This window comes from Buchnera aphidicola (Schlechtendalia chinensis) (assembly GCF_001648115.1).
GTDB classification, from domain to species: domain Bacteria; phylum Pseudomonadota; class Gammaproteobacteria; order Enterobacterales; family Enterobacteriaceae; genus Buchnera_B; species Buchnera_B aphidicola_N.
Genome location: NZ_CP011299.1, coordinates 66,850 through 87,196 on the forward strand (window position 1 = coordinate 66,850; position 20,347 = coordinate 87,196).

The 20,347-nt window shown below is 22.9% G+C and carries 19 protein-coding genes and 3 tRNA genes; 16 read left to right on the plus strand and 6 right to left on the minus strand.

Features of this window, described 5'->3' with window-relative positions; translation table 11 throughout:
• Nucleotides 1-139 precede the first annotated feature (139 nt).
• Nucleotides 140-397, minus strand: coding sequence for an HPr family phosphocarrier protein (locus tag XW81_RS00300; RefSeq protein ID WP_075473821.1), 258 nt, complete (start codon nucleotides 395-397; stop codon nucleotides 140-142).
• 1,366 nt (nucleotides 398-1,763) lie between these two features.
• Here XW81_RS00300 and ligA point away from each other — a divergent pair.
• Nucleotides 1,764-3,791, plus strand: coding sequence for an NAD-dependent DNA ligase LigA (gene ligA, locus XW81_RS00305; protein WP_075473823.1), 2,028 nt, complete (start codon nucleotides 1,764-1,766; stop codon nucleotides 3,789-3,791).
• Between the two features lie 17 nt (nucleotides 3,792-3,808).
• Here the strand turns inward: ligA and XW81_RS00310 are convergent.
• Nucleotides 3,809-3,881 (minus strand) — tRNA-Lys (locus tag XW81_RS00310).
• A gap of 16 nt (nucleotides 3,882-3,897) precedes the next feature.
• A tRNA-Val gene (locus XW81_RS00315) sits at nucleotides 3,898-3,970 on the minus strand.
• A 119-nt stretch (nucleotides 3,971-4,089) separates the two neighbouring features.
• On the opposite strand from XW81_RS00315, the gene gltX reads away from it, so the two are divergent.
• Nucleotides 4,090-5,493 (plus strand): glutamate--tRNA ligase, encoded by a 1,404-nt coding sequence (gene gltX, locus XW81_RS00320; protein WP_075473825.1) that lies wholly within the window; start codon nucleotides 4,090-4,092, stop codon nucleotides 5,491-5,493.
• A gap of 163 nt (nucleotides 5,494-5,656) precedes the next feature.
• Nucleotides 5,657-5,729, plus strand: a tRNA-Ala gene (locus XW81_RS00325).
• Nucleotides 5,730-6,034: 305 nt separating this feature from the next.
• Here XW81_RS00325 and XW81_RS00330 read toward each other — a convergent pair.
• A complete protein-coding gene (locus XW81_RS00330; protein ID WP_075473827.1) occupies nucleotides 6,035-6,349 on the minus strand; it encodes a flagellar hook-basal body complex protein FliE in 315 nt (104 codons plus the stop codon).
• A 197-nt stretch (nucleotides 6,350-6,546) separates the two neighbouring features.
• Between XW81_RS00330 and fliF the strand changes: the two genes are divergently transcribed.
• From fliF to fliR, 12 genes are all read left to right on the plus strand, one after another.
• Nucleotides 6,547-8,220, plus strand: coding sequence for a flagellar basal-body MS-ring/collar protein FliF (gene fliF / locus XW81_RS00335; RefSeq protein WP_075473829.1), 1,674 nt, complete (start codon nucleotides 6,547-6,549; stop codon nucleotides 8,218-8,220).
• The gene (locus XW81_RS00340) at nucleotides 8,217-9,170 is read left to right on the plus strand and encodes a FliG C-terminal domain-containing protein (RefSeq protein ID WP_075473831.1); all 954 of its coding nucleotides are present in this window, start codon (nucleotides 8,217-8,219) and stop codon (nucleotides 9,168-9,170) included. The genes fliF and XW81_RS00340 overlap by 4 nt, the downstream gene beginning before the upstream one ends.
• Before the next feature lie 37 nt (nucleotides 9,171-9,207).
• Nucleotides 9,208-9,906 carry a flagellar assembly protein FliH gene (locus XW81_RS00345; protein ID WP_075473833.1) on the plus strand — a complete coding sequence of 233 codons (699 nt, stop codon included), beginning with the start codon at nucleotides 9,208-9,210 and terminating at the stop codon, nucleotides 9,904-9,906.
• Nucleotides 9,906-11,267, plus strand: a complete 1,362-nt coding sequence (locus XW81_RS00350; protein WP_075473835.1) for a FliI/YscN family ATPase — start codon at nucleotides 9,906-9,908, stop codon at nucleotides 11,265-11,267. The genes XW81_RS00345 and XW81_RS00350 overlap by 1 nt, the downstream gene beginning before the upstream one ends.
• 90 nt (nucleotides 11,268-11,357) lie before the next feature.
• Entirely contained in the window at nucleotides 11,358-11,726 is a 369-nt protein-coding gene (locus XW81_RS00355) for a flagellar FliJ family protein (protein WP_075473837.1), read from the plus strand.
• A gap of 244 nt (nucleotides 11,727-11,970) precedes the next feature.
• On the plus strand, nucleotides 11,971-12,945 hold the full coding sequence (locus XW81_RS00365) for a flagellar hook-length control protein FliK (RefSeq protein ID WP_075473842.1): 975 nt from the start codon (nucleotides 11,971-11,973) through the stop codon (nucleotides 12,943-12,945).
• A 142-nt stretch (nucleotides 12,946-13,087) separates the two neighbouring features.
• Entirely contained in the window at nucleotides 13,088-14,029 is a 942-nt protein-coding gene (locus tag XW81_RS00370; protein ID WP_075473844.1) for a FliM/FliN family flagellar motor switch protein, read from the plus strand.
• A gap of 27 nt (nucleotides 14,030-14,056) precedes the next feature.
• Complete coding sequence (gene fliN / locus XW81_RS00375; RefSeq protein WP_075473846.1) at nucleotides 14,057-14,446, plus strand: flagellar motor switch protein FliN; 390 nt, start codon at nucleotides 14,057-14,059, stop codon at nucleotides 14,444-14,446.
• 27 nt (nucleotides 14,447-14,473) lie between these two features.
• Nucleotides 14,474-14,842 (plus strand): flagellar biosynthetic protein FliO, encoded by a 369-nt coding sequence (locus XW81_RS00380; RefSeq protein WP_075473848.1) that lies wholly within the window; start codon nucleotides 14,474-14,476, stop codon nucleotides 14,840-14,842.
• On the plus strand, nucleotides 14,839-15,573 hold the full coding sequence (gene fliP / locus XW81_RS00385) for a flagellar type III secretion system pore protein FliP (protein WP_075473850.1): 735 nt from the start codon (nucleotides 14,839-14,841) through the stop codon (nucleotides 15,571-15,573). Before XW81_RS00380 ends, fliP begins: the two co-directional genes overlap by 4 nt.
• A 68-nt stretch (nucleotides 15,574-15,641) precedes the next feature.
• Nucleotides 15,642-15,911, plus strand: coding sequence for a flagellar biosynthesis protein FliQ (fliQ, locus tag XW81_RS00390; RefSeq protein WP_075473852.1), 270 nt, complete (start codon nucleotides 15,642-15,644; stop codon nucleotides 15,909-15,911).
• Nucleotides 15,911-16,684, plus strand: coding sequence for a flagellar biosynthetic protein FliR (gene fliR / locus XW81_RS00395; protein WP_075473854.1), 774 nt, complete (start codon nucleotides 15,911-15,913; stop codon nucleotides 16,682-16,684). The genes fliQ and fliR overlap by 1 nt, the downstream gene beginning before the upstream one ends.
• 308 nt (nucleotides 16,685-16,992) lie before the next feature.
• On the opposite strand, the gene rpmG is transcribed toward fliR, so the two are convergent.
• Together rpmG and rpmB are read right to left on the minus strand one after the other, a co-directional pair.
• Nucleotides 16,993-17,160, minus strand: coding sequence for a 50S ribosomal protein L33 (rpmG, locus tag XW81_RS00400; protein ID WP_075473856.1), 168 nt, complete (start codon nucleotides 17,158-17,160; stop codon nucleotides 16,993-16,995).
• 10 nt (nucleotides 17,161-17,170) lie between these two features.
• Nucleotides 17,171-17,404, minus strand: a complete 234-nt coding sequence (gene rpmB / locus XW81_RS00405) for a 50S ribosomal protein L28 (protein ID WP_075473858.1) — start codon at nucleotides 17,402-17,404, stop codon at nucleotides 17,171-17,173.
• A 188-nt stretch (nucleotides 17,405-17,592) separates the two neighbouring features.
• Here rpmB and XW81_RS00410 point away from each other — a divergent pair, with 188 nt between their 5' ends.
• Nucleotides 17,593-20,328, plus strand: a complete 2,736-nt coding sequence (locus tag XW81_RS00410; RefSeq protein WP_075473860.1) for a hypothetical protein — start codon at nucleotides 17,593-17,595, stop codon at nucleotides 20,326-20,328.
• Nucleotides 20,329-20,347: the final 19 nt, after the last annotated feature.

Here is a 20,347-nt window from a genome sequence, read left to right on the forward strand (position 1 = left end):
AATATGTTATATTTTATGATAGTAATTTGTTGGTCTCAGGTAATATTATATTAGTTAACGTATGTTATCCGGAAGTAATGTTGTACTTCCGGTACAATTATACTGTAAATAATATTTAATATTTTAAGACACAAATTTTTTATTTGAGTTTTTTGATAAATTTTTCTAAGTTTTCTACTGCTATTTTTTCATCTTCACCACTAGCTGAGATAGTAATTAAACTATTTTTTACTAAACCTAACGTTTGTAGTTTAAACAAACTTTTTGCATTTACGGATTTTCCATTAGAAATAATGTGTATCTCTGACACAAACTTTTTAGCTTCTTTTACAAAAAGTGCAGCTGGTCGAGTGTGTAATCCATGGGGATTAGTAATTGTAATTTCTTTTTGAAACATTTTCTTTCCTATTTTTTTAAAATACTTAAACGAAATTAATATATAATACGTTAAAATGTTTTTTACGTTCTTATATTTTTATTGTTGAATACGTCATAAAGATGTTTTTTTTATAACATTTTTATTTTTTATTTTTATGATTAAATTTATTTTTCAGTTTCTTTTGTATTCTTAAAAAAGTTTAAAAATATTTATAACTTTAAATTATGCTTTTTAATATAAAATAATAGATATACTTTTAAAAATTTTCCAAATTTTAACGTAAATTATAATAATTTTTATAATTTATATTATCTAAAACTCCTATTTTATTAATTTTAATAAATTTTATATAGATTTCTTATTAGGTACTTTAATTAATTTGTTATCTGAACTTAAAAATGAATTTTGAGATTTAGAGTTAATTGTTCTTTGTATTTTAAAAAAGAAGAATTTTATGTTGTATTATTCAGATATTTTAAATTTACTTAAAATTTTTAAGACGTATATTAATTTTAATAATTATTATCATTTATGAATTTAAACATTATTACAAAGAGTTCATTTTGTATTTAAAATAAATATTCTTATTTTTTATTGCGTGATTTGCAATTTTTTATTTATGGACATTTTTACATTTTCTTAGATTATTATAATTTTTAAAATTTTTTTAGCTACATGTATCTTAAAATACTTTAATAAAAACATTTCCATAGTTTGTTTTCTTTATATTTTTTAATTTTATGATAGCAAAATCATTTTTAATGATTTTTAGAATGTATTATACAATTAGTATGAAAACAGTTTATATAATTTTTAATCTCATTTTTAAACATCGAACATAATAGTTTATTGTTTTTTTAACTTTTGATATGATGTAAGATTTTATTTCATCTTAAATATGTTAGTTTTTAATGTATTTAATTTAATGATTAAATTTTTTGTCGAAATTAAAGGATTTTTATAATAGTTTTTATATCTTACTACAATAATTATACACGTGTTGTTTAACAATACACTGTATACTCTCTTGAAAGAATTAAATTGTTTTTTATATAACAAGAATATTATGTTTAGAACAATTGTAGTTTCAGAATCTAATACTAATATTAGTTTATTCTAAATGTGTTATTGCTCGAGTAAAAATTATTTTATGCATGAACGTTATTAATAGAAATAACAATAATATTGTTAGTATCTTATTGATTAGTTAATTATAAATTTAGAATTTATAACAGAGGCTTTAATGATTCTTTTAAAATAATCTAAAATTTTGGAATTTTGAAATGTACACATTCTAATTCAAGAGTTTCTATCTTTTATATAGAAGTTTATTTATTTTATTGAGAAATTTTTTCTCTTTTGTTCAATAAATTGGTATTCAAAAATGTTTATTAAAGATTGTATATTGAAATTACAAGAAAAAATTCGTTATTACGGATATTTATATTATTCTCTTGGTATTTCGAAGATTTCTGATCACCAATATGATTTTTTAATGGAAAGGTTGAGGTATTTAGAAAAAAAATATAAAAGTTTTTTTATAAACAAAAATTCTCCAACGCTTACAATAGGAGCTCCTGGAATTATTGGATTGAAAAAATGCAAACATATTACGTCTATGTTATCTTTAGAACATGTTTTTAATGTTAATGATTATCTAAAGTTTGATAAAAAAATTAGGAATTATTTTAAAAATAAAGATTTGTCTTTTTGTTGCGAACTTAAAATTGATGGTTTAGCTGTTAACTTAATATATAAGAAAGGGATATTAATCAACGCAGTTACTAGAGGTGATGGAACTATAGGAGAAGATGTAACAAACACTGTAAGAATGATTTCTTCGATTCCTTTAAAGTTAAATGGTACTAATATACCTAGTAAGTTGGAAGCTCGTGGAGAAATTTTCATTTTAAAAAGTGATTTTGCTAAATTGAATTATGAATCTATTAGAAATCACAAAAAAACGTTTTCTAATACTCGAAATGCTGCTTCAGGATTACTTCGTCAGAAAAAAATACAAAAAAATTCTGTTAAAAATTTAATGTTTTGTTGCTATGGATATGGATATTATCCTAGGTACACAAAATTTATCAACCATTATGATAGATTAAAACAATTACATTATTGGGGGTTACCTATTAGTGGATATACTTCTATATTAAAATCTTGCAATGATGTTGTAGATTTTTTTAACAGAATTCAAAGTATACGAAATTTTTTAGATTTTGATATTGACGGAATTGTTATAAAGGTTAATTCTATCATTTTACAAAACGAGTTAGGCTGTATGAGTAGAGCACCAAGGTGGGCTGTTGCGTTTAAATTTTTTGACCAGGAAAAAAGTACTAAAGTTTTAAAAGTAATGTTTCAAGTTGGTAGAACTGGAGTAATCACTCCTATTGCTAAAGTTTCTCCTGTTTTTATATCTGGTGTAATTATAAAAAATGTGTCTTTACATAATTTTAGAACAATTAAAAAGTTAGATTTGTGTATAGGGGACATTGTAACAATTAAACGTTCTGGAGATGTAATTCCAAAAATAACAAATGTAATTAAGCATTGTCGTTCTAATGATGTTAAGGAAATAAAAATTCCTATTTTATGTCCGATTTGTAAGTCTAATCTTAATTCAGATTCTAAATTTATTAAAGTTCGTTGTATGAATGGTTTAAAATGTATAGAACAACTTAAAAAGTTGTTGAGTTACTTTTGTTCTAATAAAGGATTAAATATTTATGGTTTGGGTTATAAAACTATTAGCAAATTAGTAGATAATAATTATGTTAAAAATTTTTCAGATATTTTTAATCTTAGTATCAATTCACTTTCTATTTCTAAAATTTTTGGAAAAAGAATTGTAGATAAAATTATTTGTTCTATTAATCAATCTCGGAAAATTTCTTTCTCCAAATTTTTGTGTGCTTTAGGAATACAGGAATTGGGTTTTACAAAGTCAGATATTATTTCTAAAAATTTTTTATCTTTGGAAAATTTAATGAATGTGAAGTTAGAGGATATTTGTTCTTTAAAAGGAATTGGATTTAAAACAGCAAACAATTTGTTTCAATTTTTGAATCATCAGTCTAATAAAGAAGTTATTTTTTCTTTGTCAAAAAATTTAAACATATCTTTATATAACGAATTTTCTCATTGTAAAAATGTAAATCATACTCCGTTTTTTCAAAAAAGAGTTGCTGTTAGTGGCACGTTAAACGCATATTCTCGAATTAAAACTATTAATTTAATAAAAAAAATGGGGGGGCACGTAACTTCGAATGTTTCTAAAAATACTGATTATATTGTAATTGGGAAAAATCCGGGAAGTAAGTTACTTAAATCTAAAGAAATGAATGTTAGGATTTTGTTAGAGAATAGCTTCTTAAAAATTGTTAGAGAATATTTAAATTTATAAATTGTTTTTGTTTTATTTGGGTCGTGCAGGATTTGAACCTGCGACCAATTGATTAAAAGTCAACTGCTCTACCAACTGAGCTAACGACCCTTAAAAACAAAAAATTTGGGTGATGACGGAATTGAACCGCCGACCTTCTCCGTGTAAAGGAGAAGCTCTACCAACTGAGCTAATCACCCTTATAAACACTATTGTAAAGAATAGAAATATAGAGTCAATCTTTTTTTTTATAAAATTTATTTTTTTATTTTTAAAGATTATATTTTTTATAAAATCGTTTAAAAAAATTGAGAATAATATGAATATTGTAACAAGATTTGCTCCGAGTCCTACAGGTTGTTTTCATATTGGAAGTGCACGTACTGCTTTATATGCATGGTTATTTGCTAGAAGTAATAATGGAAAATTTATTTTACGGATTGAAGATACAGATTCCAAACGTTATAAAGAAGGTTCAACGTTAGGAATATTACGAGATTTGAAATGGTTGGGTTTAAATTGGGATGAAGGTCCGTATTTTCAAAGTGCTAAATTTGAATATTATAAAGATATTATTCAATCAATGCTTAAATCAGGATTAGCATATAAATGTTATTGTACTGAAGTTAGATTGGATTTATTAAGGAAGAAACAATTGTCTTCAGGAGAAAAACCTAAATATGATCGAAAATGTAGAATTTTTTTAAAAGATTATAAAAGTGATTCTCGATATGTAGTACGGTTTTGTAATCCTATTAATGGAACTGTGTCTTTTTTTGATGAAATAAGAGGAAAAATATCATTTAAAAATGAAGAATTGGATGATGTTATTATTCAAAGAACTAATGGACTTCCTACGTATAATTTCTGTGCAGCAGTAGATGATCGTGATATGAAAATTACACATGTAATTAGAGGTGAAGATCATATTAATAATACACCGAGACAAATCAATTTGTTAGAAGCATTGGGTTCAAAGATTCCTATTTATGCACACGTATCTATGATTTTAAAAAAAAATGGAGAAAAATTGTCAAAAAGAAAGAAAGTAATTGGAATATCAGATTATAGATTACAAGGCTATTTACCAGAATCTTTATTAAATTATATTGTTCGATTAGGGTGGTCAAATGGGAATCAAGAAATTTTCAGTATTGACGACATGATAAAATTATTTACGTTAAAAGGAATTAACAAATCTCCTAGTCGTTTTGATATAAATAAATTATTATGGTTAAATCGATTTTATATAAAAAGTTTACCTCACAATCGTATCATTGAACATCTGAAATATCAATTCAAAAAAAAGAGCGTTAATTATTTAAATGGTTTAAATTTATCTGAACTTATACAATTAGTTGGTACTCGTTATAGCACTTTGCAAGACATGGTTAATTTTTCTCATTATTTTTATAAAGATCATATTATATATAATATAGATTCTGCTAAAAAGTATTTGGTAAAATCTTCTGTTGTTTTTTTAAAAAGTATCTATAGTAGAATTTTAAGTTTAGAAACGTGGACTGTAGAAGAAATATTAATAGCAATACGTTCATTAGTTAGTGAATCAAACGTGGATTCTAATGAGGTTTTTATGCCAATTCGTGTAGCTATTACTGGTGATATTATATCTCCCAGCATTCATATTGTTATTTATGGAATTGGGAAATCGCGATTTTTGTTAAGAATTGAATCTGCATTGTCGTATATTAGTAGTAGCTAATTTTAAGTTTTTTAATTGTTAGTGAAACATTATTATTTCAAATTTATTTATGATTTTTTTTTGAATGAGGTTTTTTATATTAAATATCTAAATTTATATAAAGATATAAATTATATGTAATATAATTTTCTTTGTATATTAAAAAAATTTTTTGAAAAAATAAGGGGTTATAGCTCAATTGGTAGAGCGTTTGCATGGCATGCAAAAGGTTAGCGGTTCGATTCCGCTTAACTCCAAATATAGTTTTAAAATTTTTAAAATTTATTTTTCTAATTTTAGTTATTTTATATGCATAATAAAATTTTGAAAATTTTATTTTAGATAATTTAATAGTTTTACATTTTTTTAAAAAATAGTTTATTTTTCAGTTAAAATAGCATATTGATAATACTTTTAGAAATTTTTATAGAAATATGTTGTATTTTTATAATTGAAATTATCTTTTTTTTAATGTACATGTTTAAAGAAATTGAAGTTCTAATATATTAAATGTTAAATTGCTAGACATTTAATATATTAGTAATGCTAAAAGATCAAAGAATTAAACTTGGACATTAGATATTTCGTGATATCCTTCTAAAACTTTGTCTTTAATTTGAGTCATAGTTTCTGTTTCTAGTAAAGATTTTTGTAGATTTATTAACAGTTCACTTAAAGTTATAGGTTTTGTTTCTTCTAATTCAACTTTTTTAGGTTTTTCTTCTGTTTCTTTTTGATTGAAGTTAAGTATATTAAATTTATCTTTTACATAATTTACAAATTTTTTTGGTATATCTTCTGGATGTTTGCTTATATCCATTAAAGCACCAAGTGCAGTTAGTATGTTAATACTATCTTTCATAGTGTCAATAAACATGTTTTCCTCCAAAAAAAAAATAACGCTACTATACAAATTTTAAAATAAGTTTCAATAGAGTAAAATATATAATATTTAAAAACATTTTTTATTTATTCTATTGTAAAAAGTGGTATTAATGATTATTGTCGTATAGTAAGTGTATTTAGTCAATACATAATAATAAATTATATGTAGCTTTTATAAGGTAATAATTTATGAATGTTGGTTTTAAAGATAATTCGAGCTTGAAAGAACAAAATAAAAAGAATCGTTTTTTTTCTTATTTTTCATTTGATTTCCGTACTATTTTTATAATAGTACTAGTATTATTAATTATTACATTTTTCACTTTTTTGTTTAAATCATCTAATTATCAGATTCTTTACAAAAATTTATCTAATGAGGACGAAAAGTTAGTTGTTTCTCAATTAACTCGTATGAATATTCCTTTTAAGTTTAGTGACAATCATGCAAATTTATTAGTTCCAGAAAGTCAATTTCAAAAGGCGCAAATTAATTTGTCTAACCAAGGATTGCCTAAAGGTAATAGTATTGGATTCGAATTATTAGATCAGGAAAAGTTCGGAATTAGTCAATTTAATGAACAAATAAATTATCAAAGAGCATTAGAAGGAGAATTATCGAGAAGTATTCAGAAATTAAATAATATTAAAACAGCTAGAGTACATATATCGTTGCCAAAGCCTTCTTTATTTATTCAGGAGAATAAACTGCCATCAGTTTCTGTAATTTTAGGAATAAAAGATGGTTTAAATATTGATTCAGGTCAAATTAATGCAATTTTACATATGGTGTCTGGAAGTATATCTGGATTGTCTGTTGATAATATTACTATTATTGATCAAGAAGGAAGGTTATTAAATAGTAATGATTCTTTTGATAGTAATATTAATAGTGTAAAACTTAAATATTACAACTTAATTGAAGATCATTATAAACAAAGAATTGAGAATATATTAGTTCCATTAGTTGGATTAAATAATGTGCATGCGCAAGTTACTGCTCAAATTAATTTTGATATAAAAGATAAAACAGAAGAAACGTATAAACCAAATTATAATAATAGTGAAAAATCAATTAGATCTCATCACAATAGTAGCACTACTGAACTTAATGAGAAATATGTAGACAATTCTGTTTCTCCTGAATCTTTTTCTGAAAAATTGCAAAATTTTTCTCATAAGTTATCTTCTAGCTCAAATAATTTAAACGAAAATTCTTCTAAAAAGTTACAATTAGATAATTTTTCTAAAAAAAATTTTAACAATGCATTAACATTACCGAAATCTAGTGTTAATCAAGATTATATAGTGAACTATGAGCTTGACCATATGGTTTCTCATAGTAAATTACAAATAGGTGATGTTAAACGTTTGTCAGCTGCAGTAGTAATAAATTACGTTCGTAATAACGATGGAAAATTTGTATCTTTAAATTCGCATCAAATTAAAAAAATTGAAAATTTAATTCGAGAATCGATTGGATTTTCTTCAAAAAGAGGGGACACTATTTCTATAGTGAATGCATTGTTTGTAAAGCCCTCAATTCAAATGGATAGATATGTTTCTTTTTGGAATAAACCGGTATTTTTAAGTGATTTTTTAAAATATGGATTGATGTGTGTGTGTGTAACAATAATACTGTATTTATTATATAGAACATTATTTTTAAAAAAAATAATAATGCAATCTAAAATAGATGATTTAGTTCGCAATGATACATTAGAAGATAAACAAAAAACTTTTAACGCAGAATTTAAAAATTCAGAAGATCTTTTTAAAAAAAAGGGATTCAGTAATTTGTTCAAAAATGATCCACACATTATAGCTGCGATTATTAGAAAATGGATGGGTGGTGATAAAAAATGATGCATTTAGATGGTATTAAAAAGAGTGCAATTTTATTAATTACTATTGGGATAGATCGAGCAACTGAAGTTTTAAAAGAGTTATCTTTTTTAGAAATTCAAGATTTAATTGCATGTATGTTGAATTTAAGTAAAATTCCTAGTTCTTATGTAGATCAGGTTATATCGGAATATGATAATTATGTTTCTTTAGATAATAGTTCTATTGCTATGGTCAATAAAAATTATGTCGTTTCTCTTTCTAAAAAAGTTTTAGGAGATGAAATAGCAAATAATTTTTTAAATGAAGTTAAGGACAATAAAGACATTTTTTATGGAATTGAACAATTAAATAAGATTAGTCCTAAAAACATTTTTTATTTAATAAAAAATGAGCATCCTCAAGTTATTGCAACAATATTAATTTATTTAGATCGTAGTAAAGTAGTAGAAATTTTGTCTTTTTTCGAAGATAGGCTAGAGCTAGAAATAATTTCGAGAATAGCTAATTTTACTAGTTTGCAAAAATCTGGAAAAAAAGAATTTATTAAAATAATTAATGATTTATTAAAGAAAAATAAAGAAGTATCGTTTAAAAAAAATGGGATTAAAACTGTTATAGAATTACTAAAGTTAATGACATATGACCGAGAAAAACATATTATAGGTCGGATTGAGAAATTTAATCAGAAATTAGCAAATATTATTAAATCTGAGTCATTTATTTTTGAGAATATAGTAAATTTAGATGATTCTTATATTAAACGTTTAATTAAAGAAACAACATTAGATGAATTGTCAATAGCCATAACTTCATCTAGTGCGTTGTTAAAAGAAAAAATTTTTAAAAACTTATCGAAAAAAGATTCTGATTATGTTCGTGGTTTGTTTCCTAAAAATTCTTCTATATCAGAAGATATTGTTAGAGAGAAACGAAATAATTTGTTAATTATTGTTAAAAGTTTTTTGTAATTAGAACTTTATTAAAATTTAGAATATGGGAGTATTCATGTTTCAATTTGCATCTGAAACAATATGGGAAAAATGGTATCCTGAAGATTTAGAAATAAGTAATTATAGTGTTTTTAACAATAGTTCCGAAAGTATGGAGGATGTTAAGAGTAGTAAAAAAAATTTAAAAATAGATATGCAAGCTGAAAAAAACAAATTTGAAGAAAGTTCGAGAATGCATTTGAAAAACCAAAATGGTTATAAAGAAGGATTCTGTAAGGGGGAAAAAGAAGGATTTGTTTCAGGATTTAAAAAAGCATTGTTGGATTTTAATCAAAAAAATAACTTTATATTAGCTCAAACGAATCAGTTTTTATTAGGTTTTCAAAAATCATTAGCAATTTTAGATGATGTTATTGCATCTCGATTAATGCATTTAGTTCTAAATATTTCGAAAAAAGTTGTAGAAAACTCATCATTGAAAAATGACGAAAAATTATTAAATAAAATTAAAAAAATGTTCAAAGATGAAGTAGTAACTTTTGATAATCTTCAGTTGTTGGTGCATCCTGATGACAAAAAAATAGTTGAAGACTATTTCGAAAAGATGTTTATAAAATATGGATGGAAAATATTTAGTGATTCAAAAGTTTCTAGAGGAGGATGTATAATTTATTCAGGAAATTCTATATTAGATTCAACTGTTTCTGGCCGTTGGACTGAATTGTGCAGATTAGTATTAAAAAAGGGAGAATAATGAATTTACGAATAAAAAAGTGGACTGAACAATTGTCGATTTTTGAAAAGAAAGTGAAAAATTTTCCAAATATAATACGTTATGGCCGACTAGTAGGATTTAATGGATCTATTTTAGAGGTGAGTGGGTTAAAATTGTCTGTTGGATCTATATGTTTTATAGAAAGGGCAACAAATGTTAGTTATGAAGATGATATCGAAGCTGAAGTTATAGGTTTTAAGAATGATATATTATTTTTAATGCCTTTAAAAAATATAGATAACATTGTTTCTGGCGCTTTAGTACGGCCTAAAATGTTAGATGGTAATCATTTTTTTTTCAATACATTTCCGGTATATACGGGAATGTTGGGAAGAGTGTTGGATAGTACTGGAAAACCTTTAGATAATTTAAAAGCAATTGATAAAAAACATAGAAAAGAGTTATCTTATTCAATTATTAACCCATTGCATCGTAGTCCCATTACGGACGTTTTAGATACTGGAATTCGCACTATAAATGCACTTTTAACTATTGGAAGGGGTCAAAGAATTGGTCTATTTTCTCAATCTGGTTTAGGGAAAAGTGTATTGCTTGGCATGATGACTAAATATACTGAAGCTGATGTAGTCGTATTAGGATTGGTAGGAGAACGTGGACGAGAAGTTAAAGAATTTATTGAAACTATTCTTACTGAAGAAGCTCGAAAAAAGTCAGTAGTAGTGGCATCTCCTGCTGAATTTTCACCATTATTGAAAGTTCAAGGAGCTCATTATGCTGTTCGAATTGCTGAACATTTTCGTGACAAAAATTTTCATGTATTGTTGATAATGGATTCTTTAACTCGTTATGCTATGGCTTATCGTGAGATAGCTCTATCTATAGGGGAATTGCCTGCTACTAAAGGTTATCCTCCTTCTGTTTTTTCTAAAATGTTTTCTTTAATAGAACGTTCGGGGAACGGAAGGGAAAATTGTGGTTCTATCACTGCTTTCTATACAATTTTAACAGAAGAAGAAAAGTATGATCCTGTTGCAGATTCTGCACGATCTATTTTAGATGGTCATATTGTGTTATCTAGGAAATATGCTGAATCTGGTCATTATCCTGCTATTAATATTGAGGCATCTATTAGTAGAGTAATGTCGAAAATAATTGATTCCGATCATGCTGCCAAAGCTCGTGATTTAAAAAAATTATTATCGTGTTATCAACGTAATCGTGATTTAATTAATGTAGGAGCATATGTTTCGGGTACGAATAAAGAATTAGATATAGCAATTTCTTTATTTCCAAAATTGGAAAAATTCTTACAACAAGGTATGCATGAAAAAAGTACATTTCGTGAATCTAAAAAAGCTTTATATGATTTATTAAAATGATAGGAAATAAAAATATATGTTTAAGAATAAGACAATAATTAATTTGCTGAAAAATATAGATAAAAAAAAAATCAAAAGTTATCTCTTATATTGAAAACTATAATTTTGAATAAGGACAAAATTCAAGATCGAGTTGATATATTGTCAAAATATAAAGAAGAATATTTGTCTAAGTTGAATGTTAAAGTATCTGATGGAATTTTTGGTTTTGAATTAAAAAATTATGATTATTTTATTACATCATTAATCCATGATATAAGTAATCAAATAGAAGCAATAAAAAAATTTGAGAAACAGTATAAAACGTATTTTTTATTGTGGAGAGATAATCAATATAGATTAAAAATTTGGGAAATAATGTCTAAAAAGTTATTAAATTATGATTTTATGATGTTGCAATTAGAAGAACAAAATCAAATTGATGAATATGTTCAAAAATCTTGTTTTAAAAGGAGATAAATTTTTATTGTTATGTCAAATACTATAAATATAGATTCGAATATTTCGTATACTATAAACGAGCGCAATTTTAATAAATGGTTTTCTAAAAAAGATAGCGAACTTTTTTTAAAAATTTTAAATAAAAGTTTAATTGTAAAAAAAAATAATATTGAAATGTATAGTACAAATAAGGACAATATAATAAAGATTTTTTCTGATACTTTTTCATTAGTTGATAAAATTCGCAGGAAAAATATTTTTTTTGAAAATAAAAAAAAAACCTTTGATCTTGCCACGTTCTTATGATTTTATTAAAAATAATATATTCTATATAAAACATGTAGAAAAATTTTTAAAATCAGAAAAATTGTCTAAAATTCTTATAATTGATAATTATATAAAAAAATATTGCTTGGCGTTTTTAAATGACAGTAAAATTAAGAATAATTGTATAATTTTAGATATGTTCCGTAGGAATTTTAAATTTTTTCGTTCTTTAAATCCTTTTTTAAAACATAATATAAAAAATGTATCTCCAAAATTTTTTAATCTTATAAATTTTAATAGTAATTTTTTTAAATTAAAAGATAAAATTCTTCAATTATTTTTGAATATTAAATCTGGAATAGTTTTAAATAATTCTTTAAAAAATAAAATACATTATAAAGAATGTATTAATTCAATAATAAATTTTTTACATCCAACATATGCGTTTATAGATATTTTTGGAATTAATAATAAAATTTTTTTTAAAAAGTTAAGTAGTTTTTTATTTCATAATAATAGTTCCAATTTGATTCATGGAAATTGGATGAAAGCTGTTCAAAACCAGCTATTGACGTTCTTTTTAAATAGTAAAAAAAATGTAGAATTTTTTTTAAGTCCACAATATTTAGGGCGTTTATTTATACGTTTAAAATTAAAAAGAAAGAAATCAATTCAATTAAATGTAATGTCTGATAATAAAATTGTCAGAAAAGCTTTAAGATCTAACGTTAATAATTTTCGAAATACTATCTTCAAAGTTGGAATTAAGTTGGAAAACATTACTATTACAAATAATAAAAATGTTAGAGAAGCAAGTGTACTTGAAAATAGTCAAAATTTTCGAAATAATGTAATAGATAATGTTTTTCATATTATAAATAAAAACGTGTGTAAAAATTTTTATGGATCCTGTTTTTCAGAATTGCATTTTTTTCCTGAGCATAAAAGTGTTATTAATTTTTACATTTGATTTAAAATGATAGTACTTTTAAAATTTTTAAAGAAGTTAAATTAATTGTTATGTCTAATAATGTTCTTGTTAGTTTAAAATAAAATTGATATTTTATGTTTTTAACTCTTTTTTAGATTAATATTAGTTTTAAGGTATTTTAATGACAAATAATGTTATTTTTAAAGTTAAAAAGAACAATTCAATAAATAATATTGAAAGAAAGTCAAAAATTTGTATTTATAATTCAGATTTTGATTATTTTACAGTTCGTGGAATAAATAGATCTTTAATGGAAATTTGTAATTTTTTTTCGAAACAAATTTCTTTAGATTTGTTTAATATTATAAATTATAAATTTAAGGTCAGATTACAAGACATTAAATTAGTCAAATATGATAGTTATAGAGAATGTCTTTTAAATTCAAAGTTTTCTAATTATTTTAATATTTCTTCTAACTTAGAAAAGGGAATAGTAAGTTTTTCAGATAATATAATATTTACTATTATAGACATTTTATTTGGAGGTTCTAACACTTGTCGTGTTTCTGAGAATTATGTATATGAATTAAACATGTCTGAACTTAACATTATGAAAAAGATATTAAAATCTGTTCAAAAGTCGTGTAGTTTGGCGTGGAAACAAACGTTGAATACAGATTTTGAAATTTTTAATTTTACATTAATATCAAAAAATAATTTTTCAAACGTTTTTTCTAAAAAAAATGTTTTTTTATGTACTATTTTTAAAATACAATTTCATAATACATGTGGTTTTTTAAATATATATTTTCCTTGGAATTTTCTAAAAAATATTAAAAATCGATTATTAAATAAAAATTTTAATAATAATAGTGAAAAAAAATTAAAAAAAATATCATCCAAAGTTATTTATGATATAAAAATTGATTTAGATGTTCATTTAGTAAATTTTTCATTATCGTTACCTGAAATATTAGCATTAAAGACAGGAGATATTATTCCTATAAGTACTCCAGAAGATGATATTATTGCTTATTCCAACGATATACCTTTATTAATAGGAAAATATAAAATTTATAAAAAGAAACATGCTTTTCTCATGAAAAATTTTTTTAATAAATAATTAGGTATCTATTGCTAAGGAACATAAATGACTAACAAAAATAATGCAGATGACAATAAAAATAATGAAATTATTAATACAGTAAATGTAGATCTAAATAAAAAAATAGATAAGAAAGGTATTAGTGAAGTAGCTTTAGAAAAAGTTAAAAAAAAATATAAAAATATAAATTTTCTTGTTAATGTTCCTATTAACATTAAAATTGAATTAGGAACTTTAAAATTGAAAATAAAGGATTTACTTAATTTAAGTACGGATTCGGTGTTAACTTTAGACAAATATTCAGGAGAACCTTTAAATATATTAGTAAATGAGAGTATAATTGCAAAGGGAGAATTAGTTATTGTAGAAGAAAGGTATGGTATTAGGATTACTGATATTATAGATAATTCAAATAGTTCGAACTGTTTGAACTAATTATTTAAAAATCATGAGAAATTATTTGTGTATACTACATTTTCATCTAACTTTTTAAGAACATTATTTTCGCAATATGGAATGTTGTTTTTTAAAATAGTAACAGTTATTTTAATATTTTTTTGGGTAATTAGAAAAATTATTCTTGAAAAGAAAATAATTAATAGTTCATCGATTAGTATTGTAGAAAAAATTCCGATAGGATCTAGTGAAAATATTATTATTATAAATTTAAAAGAAGTAAGATTGGTTTTAGGTGTTACTTCAAAAAATATTTCTCTTTTATATACATTATCGCCTAAAAAAGAACAAAGTAAAAAAACATTGTTAGTTAAAGCTGTTAAAATCGATGATGCAATAAAACAGTTTGCTAAACGCATTGGAATAAAAAAATGATTTATCAAACAATATCACTATTTTTGCTATTATTATTTTGTCCTGAAGTACATGCTGAAGTATCTAATTTATTTAGTAGCACATTACTAGATGGGGGTCAAAATTGGTCTCTTCCATTACAGATGTTAATATTTATTGCATCATTAACTTTTATTGTTCCAGTTATTTTAATGATGACAAGTTTTTCTAGAATTATTATTGTATTTGGTTTGTTGCGTAATGCCTTGGGGACTCCTTATTCTCCTCCCAATCAAATTTTATTAGGTTTGTCTCTTTTTTTGACTTTTTTTATTATGTCTCCAGTGTTTGATAAAATTTATAAAGATGCATATTTGCCATTTAGCGAAGATAAGATTAAAATGGATGTAGCTATTAAAAGGGGAATTAAGCCTTTGCATAATTTTATGATTAAGCAAACTCGTGAAAATGATTTAGTTTTTTTTTCAAAGTTAGCAAAAATTTCTAATTATTCTAAAAAAGAAGATGTGCCGATGCGAGTATTATTGCCATCTTTTGTTACTAGTGAGTTGAAAACAGCTTTTCAAATTGGATTTACTATTTTTATACCTTTTTTAATAATTGACTTAGTAGTTGCTAGTGTTTTAATGGCATTGGGTATGATGATGGTTCCTCCTTCAACTATTTCGTTACCATTTAAATTAATGTTATTTGTTTTAGTAGATGGTTGGCAATTACTTATTACCTCTTTAACTCAAAGTTTTTTTAATTAAGTTTTAAAGTTTAGATATTGCATTTAATAGTAAGTACTTTTAAAGTATTTAAAATATTAAGGAAATGTATGACAGTGGAATCTGTAATGACTATTTTTCATGAGGCTATAAAAATTTCTTTAATGCTTGCTTCACCTTTATTGATATCCGCATTATGTAGTGGATTAATTATTAGCATTTTACAAGCTTCTACTCAAATTAATGAACAAACATTATCATTTATTCCAAAAATTATTACAGTCTTATTATCTATTGTTGTTTTTGGGCCATGGATGTTAACTTTAATTGTAGATTACACTCGGTCTTTATTTAACAATTTGTCTTTAATAACTAATTAATGATAACTTTTAATATAAATGATTTAATTTCTTTTTTTTATAATTTTTTCTATATTTCAATTCGAATTTTATCTTTTTCTTTATCTGCTCCATTGTTAGGAGATAAGTCAATTCCAAAGAAAATGAAAGTTTTTGTTTCATTCATTATGAGTTGGTTTTTTATGCTTATTCTTCCTGTAGTAAACATTGATTTGTTTTCTACTGATGGATTTTTAATATTGGTTGAACAAGTTTTAATTGGTACACTCTTAGGGTTTTCTATGCAGTTAGTATTTTCTGCTATAAAAATAGCGAGTGAAGTTATTAGTTTTCAAATGGGTTTATCATTTTCATCTTTTTTGGATTGGAATACTCGTTCTAATACACCTATATTATCTCGCTTTTTTTATACGTTTTTGATATTACTTTTTTTAGAATCTAATGGTCATATTTGGATGATTTCAGCATTGATTGATACTTTTCATAAAATTCCAATACGAAAATTTGAACTAAATTTGAATATGTTTCTTAAAATTGTTATATATTCGAAATTTATTTTCATAGATAGTTTTATAATTATGCTTCCAATTATGATAGTGCAGTTGATTTTGAATATTTCAATGGGAATTTTAAATAGAATTTCTTCTCAAATTTCTATTTTCTCTGTTGGATTTACTGTTACATTGATAGTAGGAATGTATACTTTATTTTTATTTGTTCCAATAGTTCCAAAAATTTATAATAACATATTTGATCGTTTGACATTTTTATTGTCTTTTTTACTAATATCATGAAATTCTAGCCAATATTATTATAGATGTGAAGGTATAGTCCTATTTTAATAAAAATGATTAATTTTAGCTATAAGAAGTACTAAAAAATTTCTATTTGATTTATAATTTTAAAATTTTATAAGAGGAATTTCGTTCTTTTTATTTAATTGATCTTTTTTCTGAATGGAGATTTTAATTTTCTTGGTAACATATATACAAATTTTTTAAATAAAAATTTAATTCTATAAAATGCTAATCTAAATTTTTGAAATGGTATAGTTAGCATTTTATAGTTTTAAAATTCTTGAAAACATTTTTTAAAAAATAAGTTATTTTATTTTGTGCTCTAGGTATAATACGTGTTTTTTGACAATTGGATCGTATTTTTTTAGTTTTAGTTTTTGGGTTTGAGATTTTTTGTTTTTAGTTGTAGTATAATAATGTTTACTACCTGATGAAGATACTAATTTTATTTTGTTTCTGGAATTTTTTGCCATTTTTTATTCTCTATTTCTTTTTATTTATCAGTTTTTGGTCTAAAATAGTATCTAATCCTATTTTATCTATGCATCGCATTCCTTTTGCGGATACTCTTAAAAGTATAAATTTTTTTGTTTTTACATTCCAAAATTTATGAAAATGTAAATTTGGAAGAAATTTTCTTTTATTAGCATTCATAGCATGGGATCGATAATTTCCAGTCATCGGTTTTTTTCCAGTAATTTGACATATTTTTGACATAGTTTGAAATTATCCTATATGTTATTAATAAAATTTATTTTCGAAAATATTTTCTTAAAAATGTGCTTAAGGCATTATCATAAAATTGTTTTAAATTTTTATTTGATGTATAACATTTGATTATGTTTTGTACTTTAATTTAATATTTAAAAATTATAGATTAAATTTTGTTGATAGGACTTACTTCAATGGTTTTTTTAAAAAAGTTTTTGATATCTATAATTTTGTTATGTTTATTTTTCTTATTTAGTTTAATATTCTTAATTTATAGCCATGTTGGATTAAATATTGCGTGCTATTTAGTAAATCATTATATACCAGAATTGAAAATAAAGAAGTCTATAGGTAGATTAAATAATTTTGTTTTAAAAGATGTAAGCTATTATTCTAACGATAAATGCATTCTTATTAAAGAACTGTATATAGAAATGAGTTTTAATTTTTTAAAAAATTTTTATGTTAATGTGAATAATTTGTTACTTAAAAAGTGTAGTATAAAAATTTTTTGTAATTCTTTTAAAAAAATTAGTAAAAAAGAGTCGCTTTTTAATTTAAAAATTTTTTCTTTTTTAAACTTTCCTATTAAATTTAAAAATACAAAATTTAGTGATATATCTTTTTCTATTAATAGTCTTTTATTAACACTAGATTATGGTATTGGGGAATATTACTGGAACGGGAAAAAGTTAGAATGTTTACATAGCAAAGTTGATAATATTTATGTTAAAGAATGTACAATAAAAAATGTAAAAGAAAAATTACATAATAAAATTATAGTGAACAAAAATTTTAATTTTAAGAAAGAAATTAATTATTATTTAAATTATTTAAGAAAAAGTAATTTTAGAATTCCTATTTTTTTTGATATAAAAAATTTTTACAGTGATAACATTTATTTTTTTAATAAATGCAAAACTAGATTTTCACAATGTTTTTTAAATTTTACACTCGATAATGATAAAATAGATATAAAAAAACTTCATATTTTAAGTCGTTATTTTAAAATTGACATTTTTGGGGTTTACAATTTTTGCAAAGATTTTTATTTTAATTTTTTTTTAAATTGTGTTTATTTTAAACATGATCGAAGTAAAGAACATATTCATGCTAATATTCATGGGTTTTTATTAAAAAATTTGAGTATAGATTTAAATTTTCATGGTTTTATAAAGTCTAGAATATATATAAAATTTTTCTTTAAAAATAAAAGTTCTAATTTATGTTCAAAATTATTGATTCCATTTTTTATCATAAAAAATGATCATAAAATTATTTTTTCTTTAAAAAGTACTATAATTCAAGTGTTAGGAAATTTAGAAAATTATCATTATTCTTTAAATACTATTATAGATATAAAATCATTAATTCCAGTACATCTATATATTTTAGGAAGAGGTAATCATTCTTGTATATTTTTTGAAAAAATAAAATATGTTTTTATGAAAAATGCAATAACTTCCAAAAATTTATTAAATTTTTTTAACAAAAAACGATTAAATTATTCGACATTGGTAGATGGAAGAAATAATGATTTTGACATAAAATTTTTGTTAGAAAATGTCATACATGTTTTTTCTAATTTTAAAGAAAGGTATGATGTATTTTTTGATATAAAATTTTTGTATAAGTATGGTGTTTTTAAAAATTTAAACATTAGATCAAAATCTCATTTCTTTGAAATTTGTAATCGATGGATAATTTCTACAATTAATAAAGTTTTAAAGAAAAAGAACTTTTCTTCGATTAATAGATTTCAGCGAGAAAGTAATATAGACGTTTTTTTTAAATTAAAAAGTGTGAATAATGTTTACTCTAATTTTTTAGTAAACATTAATGGGAATGTTTCTATTGAAAATAAAAATGATGATTATAAGATTACAATAAAAATTTTGGGAAATCACTTGATTTCAAAATTCTTTAACATTTCTAATTTTTCAATAATGTTTAAAAAAAATAATTCTCACATGGTTACAGTGAATTTATCAGTCAAAGATTTTACTATTTTAAATTTCTATATTTCTTCTTTTTGTCTTAAATTTAATAATTATAAAATTAGACATAATTTTTATTTAAATGTTTTAAGAAATAGTCATATTTTTACATTATGTTTAAACGGGAAATATAACACATTATCAAAATTGTGGATTGAAGAAATAAATAGCGTATATTTTTCTGTGCCATTATTTAATATAAGTTTAAAAAAAATATTTTTAATATTTTATAAAAACGATATTACTAGTAATTTTTATATATTTTCGTTTTTAAATGATTTTTTATTTACAAAAACGTTGACATATTTGACTAAAAACACCATTAATATTATCAATACTAATGTAGTAGAAAAAGCAATTTTTTTTCTAAATAATTTGCAATCTTTTTACAGATTTAAAAAACCTTTTACATGCGAAGTTAAATGTATTCTATATAATTTTGGTGATTTTAAAAAATGGACATTAAAATGGAATTTTGAAATTAAAAATGAAAATGAAAAAAGTGAATTTTTTTTTGGATTATTGAAATTTTATAGAGTTGACGAAACAATATTTTTTTTAGGTAGCTTTGAATTTGAAAATGTTACAATATCTCTTTTAAAATTTTTATCAGAAAATTTCAGAATTTTGTCAGGAAAATTTTATGGAACATTAGAAATGAATGATATATGTAGTTTTAAGTTTTTTTGTGATTTATTAATTAAAAATCTTTTAATTAATGGTTTTTTTAATATAAACAATTTACATATTAGTAATATAGTATTTTTAACTAATTTCGACGATACTTTTTTTAAGAGTTTTACTATTACTCAAAATTGGTATAACTTTATATTTAATTTTAAATTTTTACAATTTTGTTCTTTAAAAAATAAATTAGGACAATTTTTTATTATTAAAGTTTTTCGAATGCCGTTTTATAGGATCAATTTTTAATATTTAAAATAAAATAAAT